This is a genomic window from Acinetobacter sp. GRABPA_MV_2 (assembly GCF_056725885.1).
Genome location: NZ_JBWZNA010000009.1, coordinates 48,615 through 62,357 on the forward strand (window position 1 = coordinate 48,615; position 13,743 = coordinate 62,357).

The 13,743-nt window shown below is 38.3% G+C and carries 15 protein-coding genes; 9 read left to right on the forward strand and 6 right to left on the reverse strand.

Going from position 1 to position 13,743, the window contains the following annotated elements; translation table 11 throughout:
• Positions 1-10 precede the first annotated feature (10 nt).
• A complete protein-coding gene (locus tag ACXM0J_RS09705; protein ID WP_202744382.1) occupies positions 11-655 on the reverse strand; it encodes an A1S_1983 family putative colistin resistance protein in 645 nt (214 codons plus the stop codon).
• A 100-nt stretch (positions 656-755) separates the two neighbouring features.
• On the opposite strand from ACXM0J_RS09705, the gene ispF reads away from it, so the two are divergent.
• Entirely contained in the window at positions 756-1,247 is a 492-nt protein-coding gene (gene ispF, locus ACXM0J_RS09710) for a 2-C-methyl-D-erythritol 2,4-cyclodiphosphate synthase (RefSeq protein WP_086265614.1), read from the forward strand.
• Here the strand turns inward: ispF and ACXM0J_RS09715 are convergent.
• The 5 genes from ACXM0J_RS09715 to glnL all read right to left on the reverse strand — a co-directional run bounded on the left by ACXM0J_RS09715 (position 1,235) and on the right by glnL (position 6,489).
• Positions 1,235-1,759, reverse strand: a complete 525-nt coding sequence (locus ACXM0J_RS09715) for a protein tyrosine phosphatase family protein (RefSeq protein WP_086265613.1) — start codon at positions 1,757-1,759, stop codon at positions 1,235-1,237. The genes ispF and ACXM0J_RS09715 overlap by 13 nt on opposite strands.
• 192 nt (positions 1,760-1,951) lie before the next feature.
• Positions 1,952-2,869, reverse strand: coding sequence for an ornithine carbamoyltransferase (gene argF / locus ACXM0J_RS09720; RefSeq protein WP_086265612.1), 918 nt, complete (start codon positions 2,867-2,869; stop codon positions 1,952-1,954).
• 112 nt (positions 2,870-2,981) lie between these two features.
• The gene (adeN, locus tag ACXM0J_RS09725) at positions 2,982-3,635 is read right to left on the reverse strand and encodes a multidrug efflux transcriptional repressor AdeN (RefSeq protein WP_086265611.1); all 654 of its coding nucleotides are present in this window, start codon (positions 3,633-3,635) and stop codon (positions 2,982-2,984) included.
• Positions 3,636-3,899: 264 nt separating this feature from the next.
• On the reverse strand, positions 3,900-5,393 hold the full coding sequence (gene glnG / locus ACXM0J_RS09730; RefSeq protein ID WP_086265610.1) for a nitrogen regulation protein NR(I): 1,494 nt from the start codon (positions 5,391-5,393) through the stop codon (positions 3,900-3,902).
• Entirely contained in the window at positions 5,380-6,489 is a 1,110-nt protein-coding gene (gene glnL, locus ACXM0J_RS09735) for a nitrogen regulation protein NR(II) (RefSeq protein WP_002115631.1), read from the reverse strand. The genes glnG and glnL overlap by 14 nt, the downstream gene beginning before the upstream one ends.
• Before the next feature lie 73 nt (positions 6,490-6,562).
• Between glnL and ACXM0J_RS09740 the strand changes: the two genes are divergently transcribed.
• The 8 genes from ACXM0J_RS09740 (at position 6,563) to rseP (ending at position 13,730) form a co-directional block, all read left to right on the forward strand.
• Positions 6,563-6,784, forward strand: coding sequence for a hypothetical protein (locus ACXM0J_RS09740; RefSeq protein ID WP_005803464.1), 222 nt, complete (start codon positions 6,563-6,565; stop codon positions 6,782-6,784).
• Between the two features lie 47 nt (positions 6,785-6,831).
• Positions 6,832-8,175 (forward strand): 30S ribosomal protein S12 methylthiotransferase RimO, encoded by a 1,344-nt coding sequence (gene rimO / locus ACXM0J_RS09745; protein WP_032003820.1) that lies wholly within the window; start codon positions 6,832-6,834, stop codon positions 8,173-8,175.
• A 51-nt stretch (positions 8,176-8,226) separates the two neighbouring features.
• Positions 8,227-8,955 (forward strand): UMP kinase, encoded by a 729-nt coding sequence (pyrH, locus tag ACXM0J_RS09750; protein WP_000852257.1) that lies wholly within the window; start codon positions 8,227-8,229, stop codon positions 8,953-8,955.
• 84 nt (positions 8,956-9,039) lie between these two features.
• Complete coding sequence (gene frr / locus ACXM0J_RS09755) at positions 9,040-9,594, forward strand: ribosome recycling factor (protein WP_002115638.1); 555 nt, start codon at positions 9,040-9,042, stop codon at positions 9,592-9,594.
• A gap of 5 nt (positions 9,595-9,599) precedes the next feature.
• Positions 9,600-10,352, forward strand: a complete 753-nt coding sequence (uppS, locus tag ACXM0J_RS09760) for a polyprenyl diphosphate synthase (protein WP_002115643.1) — start codon at positions 9,600-9,602, stop codon at positions 10,350-10,352.
• Positions 10,352-11,176, forward strand: coding sequence for a phosphatidate cytidylyltransferase (locus ACXM0J_RS09765; protein WP_017385994.1), 825 nt, complete (start codon positions 10,352-10,354; stop codon positions 11,174-11,176). Before uppS ends, ACXM0J_RS09765 begins: the two co-directional genes overlap by 1 nt.
• Positions 11,177-12,373: a 1-deoxy-D-xylulose-5-phosphate reductoisomerase gene (gene ispC / locus ACXM0J_RS09770; protein ID WP_086265609.1), complete on the forward strand. Its 1,197-nt coding sequence runs from the start codon at positions 11,177-11,179 to the stop codon at positions 12,371-12,373.
• A 1-nt stretch (position 12,374) separates the two neighbouring features.
• Entirely contained in the window at positions 12,375-13,730 is a 1,356-nt protein-coding gene (gene rseP / locus ACXM0J_RS09775; protein WP_086265608.1) for an RIP metalloprotease RseP, read from the forward strand.
• The last annotated feature ends 13 nt before the right edge of the window (positions 13,731-13,743 follow it).

The following is a 13,743-nucleotide window of genomic DNA, read 5'->3' on the forward strand; positions in this document are numbered from 1 at the left end:
ATTTTAAGCGTTAGTCATATAAGCGGTAGATTCCGCTAAAACGTTCACAGCCTTTTTGCTGAGTTTTTACCTTCAGTAAAGCTTTTTGAAAATTAAACTGATATTTACAGTTGTGCTCATTGTCTAAAATTTCACTTTTTTGTTCAGGCGAACTATACGCCATCAATGAAATCGTTTGAGTTTCTTTGCGATTATTTGGGTTGCGGTATGCTATCCCTTCAATCTTGATTTTGTCTTTCGCGAGTTGATGGACTTGAATGTGTACAGGCTGAGCGGCTATATGTCCATTCTCAAACTTAAGATAATGTTGGGTAAGCGTTTGCTTAAGCGACGCATAAAAATTTAAGTCATCAGTACGTAAATCAAACTGTTGTTGAATGCATGTATTGCTCTTGCATTGCTGAGTATGTTTAGACCATAACTTTTGTGTATCCTGTAAAAGCTGTAAGGGGGCATCAGTAACTAAATATGCAGAAAGATATTTATTATTGAGTTGCTTTCTTGATTCACTAAATGTTTTTGAGCAGATTTTAAGCTCAGTTCCAGTATTGGAACAGTCTATTGATTCTGCAAAGACAAGAGGTGAACATAAACAACTCAGTGTCATGACAAAACTTAATCTTTTCAATTGATTCATATCAGTATTAGACAGCATGATCGCTTATACTTTCAGTCTACTTTGCTAGGTGTACTATAGCGAAACAGAAAGGCTGAATACAAGATTTCTTAAGTTTTTATGGAAGGTAATAATTTATATGGTTGCTCAGATTCGTATTGGACAAGGAATAGATGTACATGCCTTTGAAGAGGGGAACTTCGTTACATTGGCGGGTATTCAAATTCCACATACACATGGTTTGAAAGCACACTCGGATGGTGACGTCGTACTTCATGCGCTATGTGATGCTTTATTAGGTGCTTTAGCGCTTGGAGATATTGGACAGCATTTTCCTGATACTAATCCAGAATACAAAGGCGCAGATAGCCGAGTATTGTTAAAGCATGTTTATCAATTAATTTTAGACCGCGGATATCAGTTAAATAATGCCGATATTACGGTGGCTTGTGAGCGTCCAAAATTAGCTAAGCATAATTTAGAAATGCGTCAAAGCATTGCTGACGTTCTAAATGTAGATATTAATCAAATTAGCATTAAAGCAACGACAACCGAAAAACTAGGGTTTACCGGTCGTCAAGAAGGCATTTTGGCAACAGCGACTGTTTTAGTCTCTCATCACACTAAATGATCGGCCTGTTGCAAAGATTGCTGAAGTTCTAGAGTTGCCTTACGGCCTTGTAGCTGTAAGGTAATACTATGAATGAGTCCAGTCCAAGTTTCGTTTGGTTCCCAAATTTCGTGCAATAAATCTTGAGACGTAGGCATATCCATATTCATATAAAACTGTCTATAGACATACATAAGGCAACTTACACGTTTATTTTTGGCACAATGTATCCAAACAATTTCATTTTGCACTAAATGATCAATCAAATCTAAAACTAATAAGCACTGCTCAGCAGAAGGAATCTCCCAATCAATTGGAATATGAATGTAATTTAAACCAAGGTCTAAACAAATACGATCTTCATTTTCAAGATGATTTGAAGCATTAGTTAAAGCAAGGTTAATGACTGTGCTACACCCATACTCTTTAATCAATTTTAGTTGTTCGACAGAAGGTTGGGCTGAACTAAATAAATGTTCATGAATAATTGAAAATGTGGGAATTTGGGATAATGATTGTTCAACGGTTGTCATGATCGCACTCTACAAGAGTAGGCTTAGCTTATTGTATAGAATGTTATACACGATTCTAGATCAGAGTTGAAATATAGAGTGTTTATATATTCGACAACGTTATCAAAATTTTAAAAATAATTAACTAGAGAACTACAAGTCTTATAAAAATAAAAAAACAGCATCATAAAGATGCTGTTTTTTTCTAAATACTTAAGCTTTTAGATTTTCATTCAATAAAAATTCGACTAAAGCTTTTTGAGCATGAAGACGGTTTTCTGCCTCATCCCATACCACTGCATTTTTATGATCGAGCATGGTTTCCGAAATCTCTTCTCCACGATGAGCAGGTAAGCAGTGCATAAATAAACAGTCTGGGTGAGCAAGACCCATTAATTTTTCGTTAACCTGAAAATCAGCAAAGGCTTTTTCACGAAGTTTTTGTTCTTCTTCTTGGCCCATGCTTGCCCATACATCAGTCACAATGAGATCGGCATTTACTGCTGCATCTTCCGCATTATCATAAAGCTCAACGCAATGACCAAACTCCGCTAAAAATTCAGGTTTAGGTTCATATCCTTTTGGCGATGCAATCTTGAGTTTGAAACCCATCATGTGTGCAGCTTCAATGTATGAATTACACATATTATTACCATCGCCAATCCAAGCAACGGTGTTGCCTTCGATGCTGCCGCGATGTTCAATATATGTTTGTAAATCTGCTAATAACTGGCAAGGGTGGTGGTCATCAGTTAAGCCGTTAATTACGGGAACTTTTGAATAAGATGCAAAGCGTTCAACAATGTCATGACCGAAAGTACGAATCATCACAATATCAAGCATACTTGAAATTACACGTGCTGAATCTTCGATTGGTTCGCCACGACCTAATTGTGTGTCACGAGGCGATAAAAAAATCGCACTACCGCCAAATTGGTTAATACCTGCTTCAAAAGAGATACGTGTACGTGTGCTTGATTTCTCAAAAATCATTCCCAATACTTTACCGACAAAAGGTTGGTAGACCTTATTGTCATGTTGCATTTTTTTAAGCTCACTTGCGCGTTCCAAAATGCGATTAAGTTCTAGAGTGGATAGATCACGTAAAGTCAGGAAATGTCTTAGAGCCATGTAGCTACTCCATAATAATTGTTTTGAAATATAACAATTATCTGTTGTTGGCTGGGTGGATGTGGGAAAAAAGAAGTCTACTATACTATAAGCATTTTAAAATGCAAAAGAATTAGACTTTATGATGGCCTTTTAAGAAAATATCTACACAATAATTAATATAATCAATAGCTTCTTTCTCATTAGGTGGAAGTGGCATTCCCATAATCATACGCCATTCGATATCACGTAAAATTCCAAAATACATTAAAGAGGAATAATCTGGAGATGCGCAAAAAATTTCTTCAGCTTGGTGAGAGAAGAGAAGTGCTTGAGCAATTGTGTTTTGTACGTCTAGAGCGCACTTTTCATATAGATATTGACTCAAAGTTGCATTGCATTGTGTTTGCTCTATAACTAGACGTAAAAAAGCGATGTGTTCAGGTTGAATAATATGAGTATAAAAGCGGATCAGAGTTTGAACTAAATAATCGCGTAGGGAGCCTTGTGAAGGCTGAAATGGTACACAAATATCTTTAAAGAACATTTCGCGGCGGTAATCGCAAATTGCTGTAAATAAACCATCTTTATTGCCAAAATACTTATAAATTGACGCCTTAGAACCGCCTGCATGATTGACAATATCATCAAGAGATACCGCATCATATCCTTTCTCTAGAAACAGCTCGGTCGCGCTTAACAATAGGGCTAAACGACGTTCAATACCGCGGCGTGTTTGAGGTTTTTCACATACAAGATGATGTGAATCCAGGACTGAATCATGCATAAAATTTAATAATTACGACTAACTTTGCTTATTTAGTATAGCAAAACTATCTTTAAGGATGCTGATTGCTATTTTTTTAGATCATATGCTGAACAGTAATTGACTAATTAAAGCAAATAAAATAATAAAAAATATGGGGTTAGTTTGTTTTTGAAATGATTAAATGATGTAACCTCGTGTTTATTTTAAAATTTAATGGAAATCCGATCTTAAAAAAAGCGGCTAAGAATGACTTAACCGCTCTGAAGTTAACGCATAAGTGTTTTAGGCCTCAGTTTGAGTAACCTTGTGCTCATCTTCTTCGTCATCATCTGCAGAATCCATTCCAAGTTCTTTTAATTTGCGTGTTAAGGTATTGCGACCCCAACCTAATAATTCTGCTGCGTGACGTTTGCGTCCACGTGTTTGTTGTAGAGCTGCGTTAATCAACGTGCGTTCAAACATTGGTGTGGCAATATCCAAAATCTTCATTTCACCATTCTTAAGCTTTTGAATGGCCCATTGATTTAGTAGCTCATCCCAATGGTGTAAGGAGATACGCTCAAATGAAGGTGCAGGTTGTCCAGAATCACTATTTTTTTGCAATGGAACTTGTTTAAGCTCTGATGGTAAATCTTCTGGATAAACTTCACGACCAGTGATCATTACAGTTAACCAGCGGCATGTGTTTTCTAGTTGGCGAACATTACCGGGCCATGGTAACTGTTGCATGTAGTCCGTTGTTTCAGTGCGTAAGATTTTTGGACTTACACCAAGCTCTTTGCCTGCACGAGCAAGAAAATGCTGCGCAAGCATTGGGATATCTTCACTACGGTGAGCAAGTTTAGGAATGTGAATACGAATAACATTTAAGCGGTGATATAAGTCTTCACGGAAGCGGCCTTCGTTTACCAGCTTTTCTAAATCCTGATGTGTAGCCGCTACAATTCGAACATCTACTTTAACGGGAATATGTCCGCCTACACGATAGAACTCCCCGTCAGCGAGTACGCGAAGCAATCGAGTCTGAGTTTCAAATGGCATATCACCAATTTCATCAAGGAACAATGTTCCACCATTTGCCTGTTCAAAGCGGCCTTGATGCTGAGTATTCGCCCCTGTGAAAGCGCCTTTTTCATGACCAAATAACTCGGTTTCAATCAAGTCTTTTGGTATCGCTGCCATATTTAAAGCAATAAAAGGCTTGGCACGGCGTGGGGAGTGCTTGTGTAAAGCATGAGCGACTAATTCTTTACCCGTACCCGATTCACCATTAATTAAAACAGTAATATGAGATTGAGATAAACGGCCGATAGCACGGAAAACCTCCTGCATTGCCGGAGATTCACCAATAATTTCTGTTGATTGAAGAGGTGAGGCTGTTTTTGTAGCTTCTTGCTGTTGTAGTTTATTAATGTGCAGGATCGCGCGATTGACTAAAGCTAAAGCTTCATCAATATCAAAAGGTTTTGGTAAATACTCAAACGCACCCGTTTGATAACTTGATACAGCCGACTCTAAGTCAGAATGTGCTGTCATAATAATGACAGGTAGCTCTGGATGTGTGTTTTTGACTTTAGATAAAAAAGTTAAACCATCAATTCCAGGCATGCGGATGTCAGTTAAGATGACATCGGGAGCATCATGGTGCAAGCGTTCAAGTGCAGTTTGAGCTTCTTCAAAATTGGTAACATCAAAACCTTCCTCTTTAAAGGTCTTTTCCAATACCCATCGCATGGCGCGATCATCATCAATAACCCATATTTTATTTCGCGACACGGTCTGACTCCCAAGGTAAATATAAGCTAAAAATTGTTTTTCCAGGAACAGATTGGCATTCAATCATTCCGTTATGTTGATGCATAATATTCTGTGCAATACTCAGGCCAAGCCCAGTACCTTTTGCTCGTCCAGTAACCAATGGATAGAATACTGACTCCAAAATACTTTCAGGAATGCCTGGTCCATTGTCCTCTATATCGACTCGCACTGTAGATCGATTCAGCACACCATTAATTGTGACAAGTCGTTGTATGCGTGTACGTAGAATTAACTCCGGTTCGTGATCTATAAAAAATGCTTTGTTTTCTGTTATGGCTTGAATTGCATTTACACTAATGTTGAGCATGACTTGTATTAATTGATCACGATCGGCATTAACATCGGGTAAAGACAAATCATAATCCCGTATAATTTTAATTTTCTTCTTTGTTTGGTTGGCGATAAGTGAACGCACTCGCTCCAAAGGCTCGTGTACGTTAACATTTTCATAACTTGGAAGTTGCCTAGAACCCAACATGGTATCTGCTAAGTTAGTTAAGCGATCTACTTCATTAATAATGACATCTGTAAATTCAGCATAACTCTTATCATTCAAACTGCGCGCGAGTAATTGAGTTGCACCACGAATACCCGCAAGTGGGTTTTTAATTTCATGAGCTACGCCACGCACAAGCTGCCTAGCCACCTGATGTTGCTGTACCAGATTTTCTTCTTTAGAAATCTTTAACATACGATCAATCGGGTTGAGCTCAATCAAGAGTAATGGGTGATAACTTTTGCCAGCATTTAATTGTGAAACTGTATAATCAACATGAAGGTCTTTAAAGTTGACATTAATAACCGCTTCTCGACGGGTATAAGGTTGCCCCGTTTTTATGGTGTTTAATAAAGCTTCATGTGTATTAAAAGTATCATCAGGCGCATGAAGTAAGTTTAAAACGGGCTGTCCTGAAGCTCGAAGCAAACTAATATCAAATAGTGCTTCGCAGGCAGAATTTAAATAAAAAATGTTTAAGTTACTATCGATCAATAAAATCGCAGTAGTTAAGTTGTCTACCAATAGGCGATAGTCGATAGGGTTGTGTTGATCCATTAGCGAATCGTTCCTGTCTTAAAATAGCGCAATGGCATCTTCATTGGTTATCGGATTTTCACCGTTATAGAACATGAACGATGCAAAATGTACGCCAACTTTGTTTATGGGTTATTTTAAAGTTTTAAAGTATTTAAAAACGCGCTTAAATCGGTCTTTATATCGGTTGATCAAAACTGATGGCTTAAATAGAGATAATAACATGATCCAACTTGGTGCAAAGATGAGTTTTGGTGCAAATGTTGGTCGTATTTTGGTGCATTACACAAAGAGTGGGCTTTCCACCTATGCTTGAGACAAGAAAAGACATACAATACGCGCATTCAAGTGGAGCGCAGATTCATGAAGACCCCCAAAGTCGGTTTTGTTTCTTTAGGTTGTCCTAAGGCATTGGTAGATTCTGAACGAATTTTAACTCAGTTAAAGACTGAAGGTTATCAAGTTGCATCAGATTATGATGGTGCTGATTTAGTTGTTGTAAATACCTGTGGTTTTATTGAATCTGCGGTACAAGAGTCGCTAGATGCAATTGGCGAGGCCATGAGTGAAAATGGTCGAGTGATCGTTACAGGGTGCTTAGGTAAGGACGAAGACAAAATTCGTCAAATGCATCCAAACGTTTTAAAGGTTACTGGTGCAGCAGCTTATCAAGATGTAATGGAAGCTGTGCATGAATATGTACCGGCACCTCCTAAACACAACCCGTTTGTTGATTTGGTTCCTGAACAAGGAATTCGCTTAACACCAAAGCATTATGCCTATTTAAAAATATCTGAAGGATGTAACCATCGTTGTACCTTCTGTATTATCCCAAGTATGCGTGGTGATCTTGTTTCTCGTCCAGTTGGAAGTGTATTGGAAGAAGCCGCTGCGCTTAAAAGAGCAGGTGTTAAAGAAATCTTGGTTATTTCGCAAGATACATCAGCTTATGGTGTAGATACCAAGTACAAACTTGATTTCTGGAATGGCCAGCCTGTTAAAACAAAATTCTTTGATATGTGTGAAGCACTAGGTCAACTTGGCATCTGGGTGCGCTTACATTATGTTTATCCATACCCACATGTTGATGCAGTTATTGACTTGATGGCACAAGGAAAAATTCTGCCATATCTTGATATTCCATTTCAACACGCAAGCCCGCGTATTCTTAAGTTAATGAAGCGTCCGGCTCACAGTGAAAATACACTAGAAAAAATTAAATTGTGGCGTGAAAAATGCCCTGAACTTGTAATTCGTTCTACATTTGTTGTGGGTTTCCCAGGTGAAACTGAAGAAGATTTTCAAATATTGCTCGATTGGTTAGTTGAAGCTGAACTTGATCGTGTTGGCTGCTTTACCTACTCACCAGTAGAAGGCGCTACGGCAAATGATTTACCCGATCATGTGCCTGAAGAAATTAAGCAAGAGCGTTACGAGCGCTTTATGCAAGTGCAGCAACAAATTTCTGCTGCTAAGTTGCAAAAACGTATTGGTCAAACGATGACTGTATTAGTCGATAGTTTGGAAGATGAATATCCTGTTGCTGTTGCACGTTCTTATGCGGATGCTCCGGAAATTGACGGTAATGTCTTTGTAGAAGATATCGATAAGAGCACTATTCAACCAGGCGATATGTTGGAAGTCGAAATCACCGATGCGGATGAATACGACTTATTTGCAAAGTTAATTAAAATTAAGTCGGTTTAATCGATAACGATTCAAAAAAGCATTCAGTTTAAGAGGTTTTGGAGCAAACTCATGGCGGAAACAATTAGCCCCCGTTATTCACGCATTTTATTAAAACTATCTGGTGAAGCATTATCAGGTAACAAAGACATGGGTATTGACGCCCAAGTTCTTGATCAAATGTCCCTTTCAATTGCTCACTTAGTTGGCTTAGGTGTGCAAGTGGGTATCGTTGTTGGTGGCGGTAACTTGTATCGTGGTAGTCAGTTGCAAAAGGATGGCTTGGTTGGTCGTGTAACAGGCGATCAAATGGGTATGCTTGCAACTGTAATGAATGGCTTGGCTATGCGTGATGCATTGGTTCGCCGTAATATCAGAACTCGTCTTATGTCTGCATTACCAATTGGTACAGTAGTAGAGTCTTATTCAAGTCGTGATGCGATTCGTCACTTGAGTCAGGGTGAAGTTTGTGTTTTTGTTGCTGGTACTGGAAATCCATTCTTTACGACGGATACGGCAGCTTGCTTACGCGGAATTGAAATTGAAGCAAATTTAATTCTAAAAGCGACCAAAGTTGATGGCGTATATAATAAAGATCCAAGTAAATACGAAGATGCAGTTAAATATGATCATTTAACCTTTGATCAAGTATTAGACGAAAAACTTGGTGTTATGGATTTGACAGCTATTTGTTTATGTCGTGACCATAATGTGCCATTACAAGTTTTTGATATGAATAAATCAGGCGCGCTATTGTCAGTAGTCATGGGCGAAAAAGAAGGTACACGCGTTACTAAATAATGTACGTGTTGACGAAAGCTCTTTATACTAGCGCTAAATTAAATTTGTTAAAACATCCTTGAATAAATAAGTAAGGTAGATCATATGATTAACGATCTGAAAAAAGACAGCGAACAGCGTATGTTGAAAACTCTTGAGTCTTTGGAACTAGGGTTTGCTAAAGTTCGTACCGGCCGTGCACACCCATCAATCTTAAATGGGGTAATGGTTCCTTACTACGGTTCTGATGTGCCTTTAAATCAAGTGGCAAACGTTGGGGTTGAAGATTCTCGTACACTTCTTGTTCAGCCATTTGAACGTACAATGGTTTCAGCTATTGATAAGGCAATTCGTGAGAGTGATCTTGGTTTAAACCCAATTACAGCGGATGCAATTCGTGTACCTTTACCTGCATTAACTGAAGAAACACGCCGTGATATGCAAAAAATTGCGCGTAGTGAAGCTGAAAATGCAAAAGTTGCAATTCGTAATATTCGTCGTGATGTGTTAGGTGATATCAAAGCATTATTAAAAGAGAAAGAAATCTCTGAAGATGATGAGCGCCGTGCAGGTGATGATATCCAGAAAATCACTGACAAATATGTTGCAGAAGTAGATAAGCGTCTTGCAGCGAAAGAAGCAGAATTGATGAAGGTCTAAATTTTATGACCGATTCAGAAGAGTATCATCTTCCTAAGCATGTTGCCATCATCATGGATGGCAACAACCGCTTTGCAAAAAAAAATCAAATGCAAAAAGGTGATGGACATCGAGAGGGTAAAAATGTTCTTGATCCTATCGTTGAACATTGTAAAAAAACAGGTATTCGTGCTTTAACGGTTTTTGCATTTTCAAGCGAAAACTGGAATCGACCACAATTTGAAGTCGATCTGCTTATGAAGCTTCTTGAAGAAACTATTCATGAGCAAATACCTCGCATGAAGAAATTTAATATTGCTTTGCGTTTCATAGGTGATCGTTCTCGATTACCGTCACACCTAGTTGCCTTAATGGAAGATGCAGAGCAACAGACAGCACACCATAACACGATGACCTTAACTATTGCTGTGAGCTATGGTGGGATGTGGGATATTGCAAATGCAGCAAAACAAGTTGCTGAAGCGGTTTCCCGTGGTGAATTTGGTGCTGATCAAATAAATGTTGATTTGTTCGAAAAATATGTCAGTCTAAACGATCTGCCAGCTGTGGACTTATTAATCCGTACAGGCGGAGATTATCGCATATCTAATTTCTTGTTATGGCAAGCAGCATATGCTGAGCTGTATTTTACTGATACTTTATGGCCAGAATTTACAGTACAAGAATTCGATCATGCATTGAATGTTTTTTCAGGGCGTGAACGTCGTTTTGGCAAAACATCTGAACAAATTCAGCAAGAGAAAATAGAGAACTTATAATGTTAGAGCGGATTGTTACCGCATTGGTACTTGTCGCAGTTGTTTTAGGCTGTATGTTTGCTACGCAATCACATTATCCAATGTTGGTTCTTATGATTGTAGCAGCAGGGGTTGCGGGGTATGAATGGTATAAATTAATGCCCCATGAAACTGTAAATGCTGTAAAGCCAAAAGCTTGGTGCTACGGTCTGCTTGTTGCATTCGTTTCAGGCGTTGCTCTATTTTTCCATGATATTGCATTACTGTTGTGGTCAGCTTCAATTTTGACTTGGCTTGTAAGCGTTTATTGGGTCAAATCTTTTCCTGAATTTGATGGGTGGTATAACGCTACTCTATATGTAATTGGCATTATTTTAGTTTGTGCGGCGGTAACTTCAATTTTTGTTGTCTGGCAAAGTTCGCCATGGTGGTTAATGTATCTGTTCTTACTCGTGTGGGGTGCAGATAGTGGTGCTTACTTTGTTGGCCGTAAATTTGGTAAAAGAAAACTAGCACCAACCGTAAGTCCGAACAAATCAGTAGAAGGTTTGTATGGTGGTATTATCACGACCATACTGGTAATGTTGGTTGTGCAATATCAGTATCTAAATTTAACTTTAATTCAGCAAATCCTGTTTCTTATCTTGTCACTAATTACAGTATTCGGTTCAGTTTTAGGTGATTTATTTGAGTCGATGATTAAACGTCGTGCTGGTATTAAAGATTCTGGACGTGTACTACCTGGTCATGGTGGTGTTTTAGATCGTATTGATTCTTTACTTGCTGCAGCCCCGATCTTTGCAACGGGAATGTATATATTAAAACTTATTGGTGTAGATTTATAAATGACACAATCTGTTTGCATATTGGGTGTAACCGGTTCCATTGGGCAAAGTACCTTAAAAATTTTAAATCAACATCCTGATAAGTATTCAGTATTTGCAATTTCAGCTCATAGTCGAATTTCTGAATTGGTTGACATATGTAAACAATTCCAACCAAAAGTTGTAGTTGTTCCAAAGCAAAAAATTGATGAATTAGCAGCTTTATTTGTAGAAAATGAATTACAAAATATTGAGATTTTGACTGATCAGGAAGGGTTGGTAAGTATCGCATCTCATCCAGATGTTGATGTAGTTATGGCTGCAATTGTTGGAGCTGCAGGTTTATTGCCAACATTGGCGGCTGTAAAAGCTGGTAAACGCGTTTTGTTAGCTAACAAAGAAGCTTTGGTCATGTCTGGTGAAATCATGATGCAAGCAGCACGTGATCATCAGGCATTATTATTACCGGTAGATTCAGAACACAACGCTATTTTTCAGTCATTACCTCATAATTATTTAGACGCTGAAAGAAATGGACAACCGCAACAGGGTGTATCAAGAATCTTATTGACCGCTTCAGGTGGACCATTTTTAAACCATTCGTTAGAACAATTAGAAAAAGTTACTCCTGCCCAGGCTTGTAAGCATCCCAACTGGTCTATGGGACAGAAAATCTCAGTTGACTCAGCTACTCTTATGAATAAAGGGTTAGAGTTGATCGAGGCGTGTCATTTGTTTTCAATATCTGAACATTTTGTTACAGTTGTTGTTCATCCACAAAGTATTATTCATTCTATGGTGCAATATGTTGACGGTTCAACATTGGCTCAAATGGGTAATCCAGACATGTGTACACCGATTGCCCATGCATTAGCATGGCCAGAACGTTTACAGACTAGTGTTCCTGCTTTAGATTTGTTTGAGTATTCTCAGCTTAATTTTCAAGCACCGGATATCCAGAAGTTTCCAGCGCTTGATTTAGCCCGTCAGGCAATGCGTGCAGGAGGGCTAGCCCCTACTATTTTAAATGCTGCAAATGAGGTTGCTGTTGCTGCATTTTTAAAGGAACAGATTGGATTTACAAATATCCCACAAGTGGTAGAGCATACTTTGCAAAAATTGGAAAACTCAGTTGCTGATAATATCGAGTCTATTTTGAATAAAGATGAAGTAGCACGACATGTAGCACAGCAGTATATATCAAGTATAGGAGGCTGAAATGAGTGCATTATTTATGATTGCAGCAGCAGCTCTCTTGCTCGGTCCATTAATTGCAATTCATGAGTTCGGTCATTATTGGGTGGCACGAAAACTTGGTGTTAAAGTTTTAGTCTATTCCATCGGTTTTGGTCCGACATTACTTAAATGGACATCAAAAAAATCTGGAATTAAGTACCAACTTTCAGCTTTGCCTTTAGGCGGATATGTAAAAATGCTCGATGAGCGCGAAGGTAATGTTGCAGAGCAAGATTTACCTTATGCATTTAACCGTCAAAAACCATGGAAGCGTATAGCAATTGTTGCGGCTGGACCTTTAATTAACTTGGTTTTTGCTGTTTTACTTTTCTGGATTTTATTTTTACCAGCGCAAGAACAACTAAACACGAGAGTGGGTAAAGTTATACCTAACTCGCCAGCAGCAACTGCTCAACTACAAGTAGGTGATAAGATTATTGCTGTTGACGGAAAAGAAACTCAAACTTGGGAAAAACTTAACTTTGCTTTGATTGACCGTGTAGGTGAAACTGGTACCTTGAATATCGATGTAGATCGTGCAGGCACTGAAAAAAATATTGTTTTACCGATTAAAGATTTTTTAAAAAACCAAAATGAATCAGCTTTAGATGTATTGGGTTTTTTACCCTATCGTCCCATTATTCCTGCTGTTGTAACTGAGTTGACTGCAGATGGGGCAGCAATTCGTCAAGGCATGAAAGTTGGTGATCGTATTGTTTCAATTAATGGTCAAGTAATGAAGGATTGGTTTGATGTTGTGGAAGTCGTACAACACTCACCAGAAAAGTTACTTAATATTGATGTGTTGCGTAATGGTCAACTCGTTCATTTGCAAGTCATGCCTCAAGGAAAGCGTGACAACATGGGGCAAGTGAGTGGGGTTTTAGGCGTAAAAAGCGATGCAGGAAAAATTACAATTCCTGACGAATATAAGCAAACAATTCAATACACTCCAATACAAGCTTTCCAGATGTCGCTCGATAAGACTAGCCAAATCTCTAGCATGATATTGAGTTCAATAGTAAAAATGGTTAAGGGATTGATTGGTCTAGAGAATCTTTCTGGTCCAATTACAATCGCGAAAGTAGCGGGACAAAGTGCAGAAATGGGATGGCAGACTTTTATCTCATTTATGGCTTTAATGAGTGTAAGTCTTGGAATTTTAAATTTATTGCCAATTCCAATGCTAGATGGTGGACATCTCGTTTATTACATTATTGAAGCTATTCGTGGGAAGCCTGTTTCTGAACAAATACAAATGTTTGGTCTAAAAATTGGTATGGTACTGCTCGGTAGTATGATGCTTTTAGCTTTATTTAACGATTTTATGCGTTTGTAAACGTATATGGATT

Bases quoted from the DNA above. Each gene is read 5' to 3' on its own strand.
- ispF (WP_086265614.1), top strand. From the start codon at position 756: ATGGTTGCTCAGATTCGTATTGGACAAGGAATAGATGTACATGCCTTT.
- ACXM0J_RS09705 (WP_202744382.1), bottom strand. From the start codon at position 655: ATGCTGTCTAATACTGATATGAATCAATTGAAAAGATTAAGTTTTGTC.
- argF (WP_086265612.1), bottom strand. From the start codon at position 2,869: ATGGCTCTAAGACATTTCCTGACTTTACGTGATCTATCCACTCTAGAA.
- ispC (WP_086265609.1), top strand. From the start codon at position 11,177: ATGACACAATCTGTTTGCATATTGGGTGTAACCGGTTCCATTGGGCAA.
- uppS (WP_002115643.1), top strand. From the start codon at position 9,600: ATGACCGATTCAGAAGAGTATCATCTTCCTAAGCATGTTGCCATCATC.
- ACXM0J_RS09740 (WP_005803464.1), top strand. From the start codon at position 6,563: ATGAACGATGCAAAATGTACGCCAACTTTGTTTATGGGTTATTTTAAA.
- rseP (WP_086265608.1), top strand. From the start codon at position 12,375: ATGAGTGCATTATTTATGATTGCAGCAGCAGCTCTCTTGCTCGGTCCA.
- pyrH (WP_000852257.1), top strand. From the start codon at position 8,227: ATGGCGGAAACAATTAGCCCCCGTTATTCACGCATTTTATTAAAACTA.
- ACXM0J_RS09715 (WP_086265613.1), bottom strand. From the start codon at position 1,759: ATGACAACCGTTGAACAATCATTATCCCAAATTCCCACATTTTCAATT.
- adeN (WP_086265611.1), bottom strand. From the start codon at position 3,635: ATGCATGATTCAGTCCTGGATTCACATCATCTTGTATGTGAAAAACCT.
- frr (WP_002115638.1), top strand. From the start codon at position 9,040: ATGATTAACGATCTGAAAAAAGACAGCGAACAGCGTATGTTGAAAACT.
- ACXM0J_RS09765 (WP_017385994.1), top strand. From the start codon at position 10,352: ATGTTAGAGCGGATTGTTACCGCATTGGTACTTGTCGCAGTTGTTTTA.
- rimO (WP_032003820.1), top strand. From the start codon at position 6,832: ATGAAGACCCCCAAAGTCGGTTTTGTTTCTTTAGGTTGTCCTAAGGCA.
- glnL (WP_002115631.1), bottom strand. From the start codon at position 6,489: ATGGATCAACACAACCCTATCGACTATCGCCTATTGGTAGACAACTTA.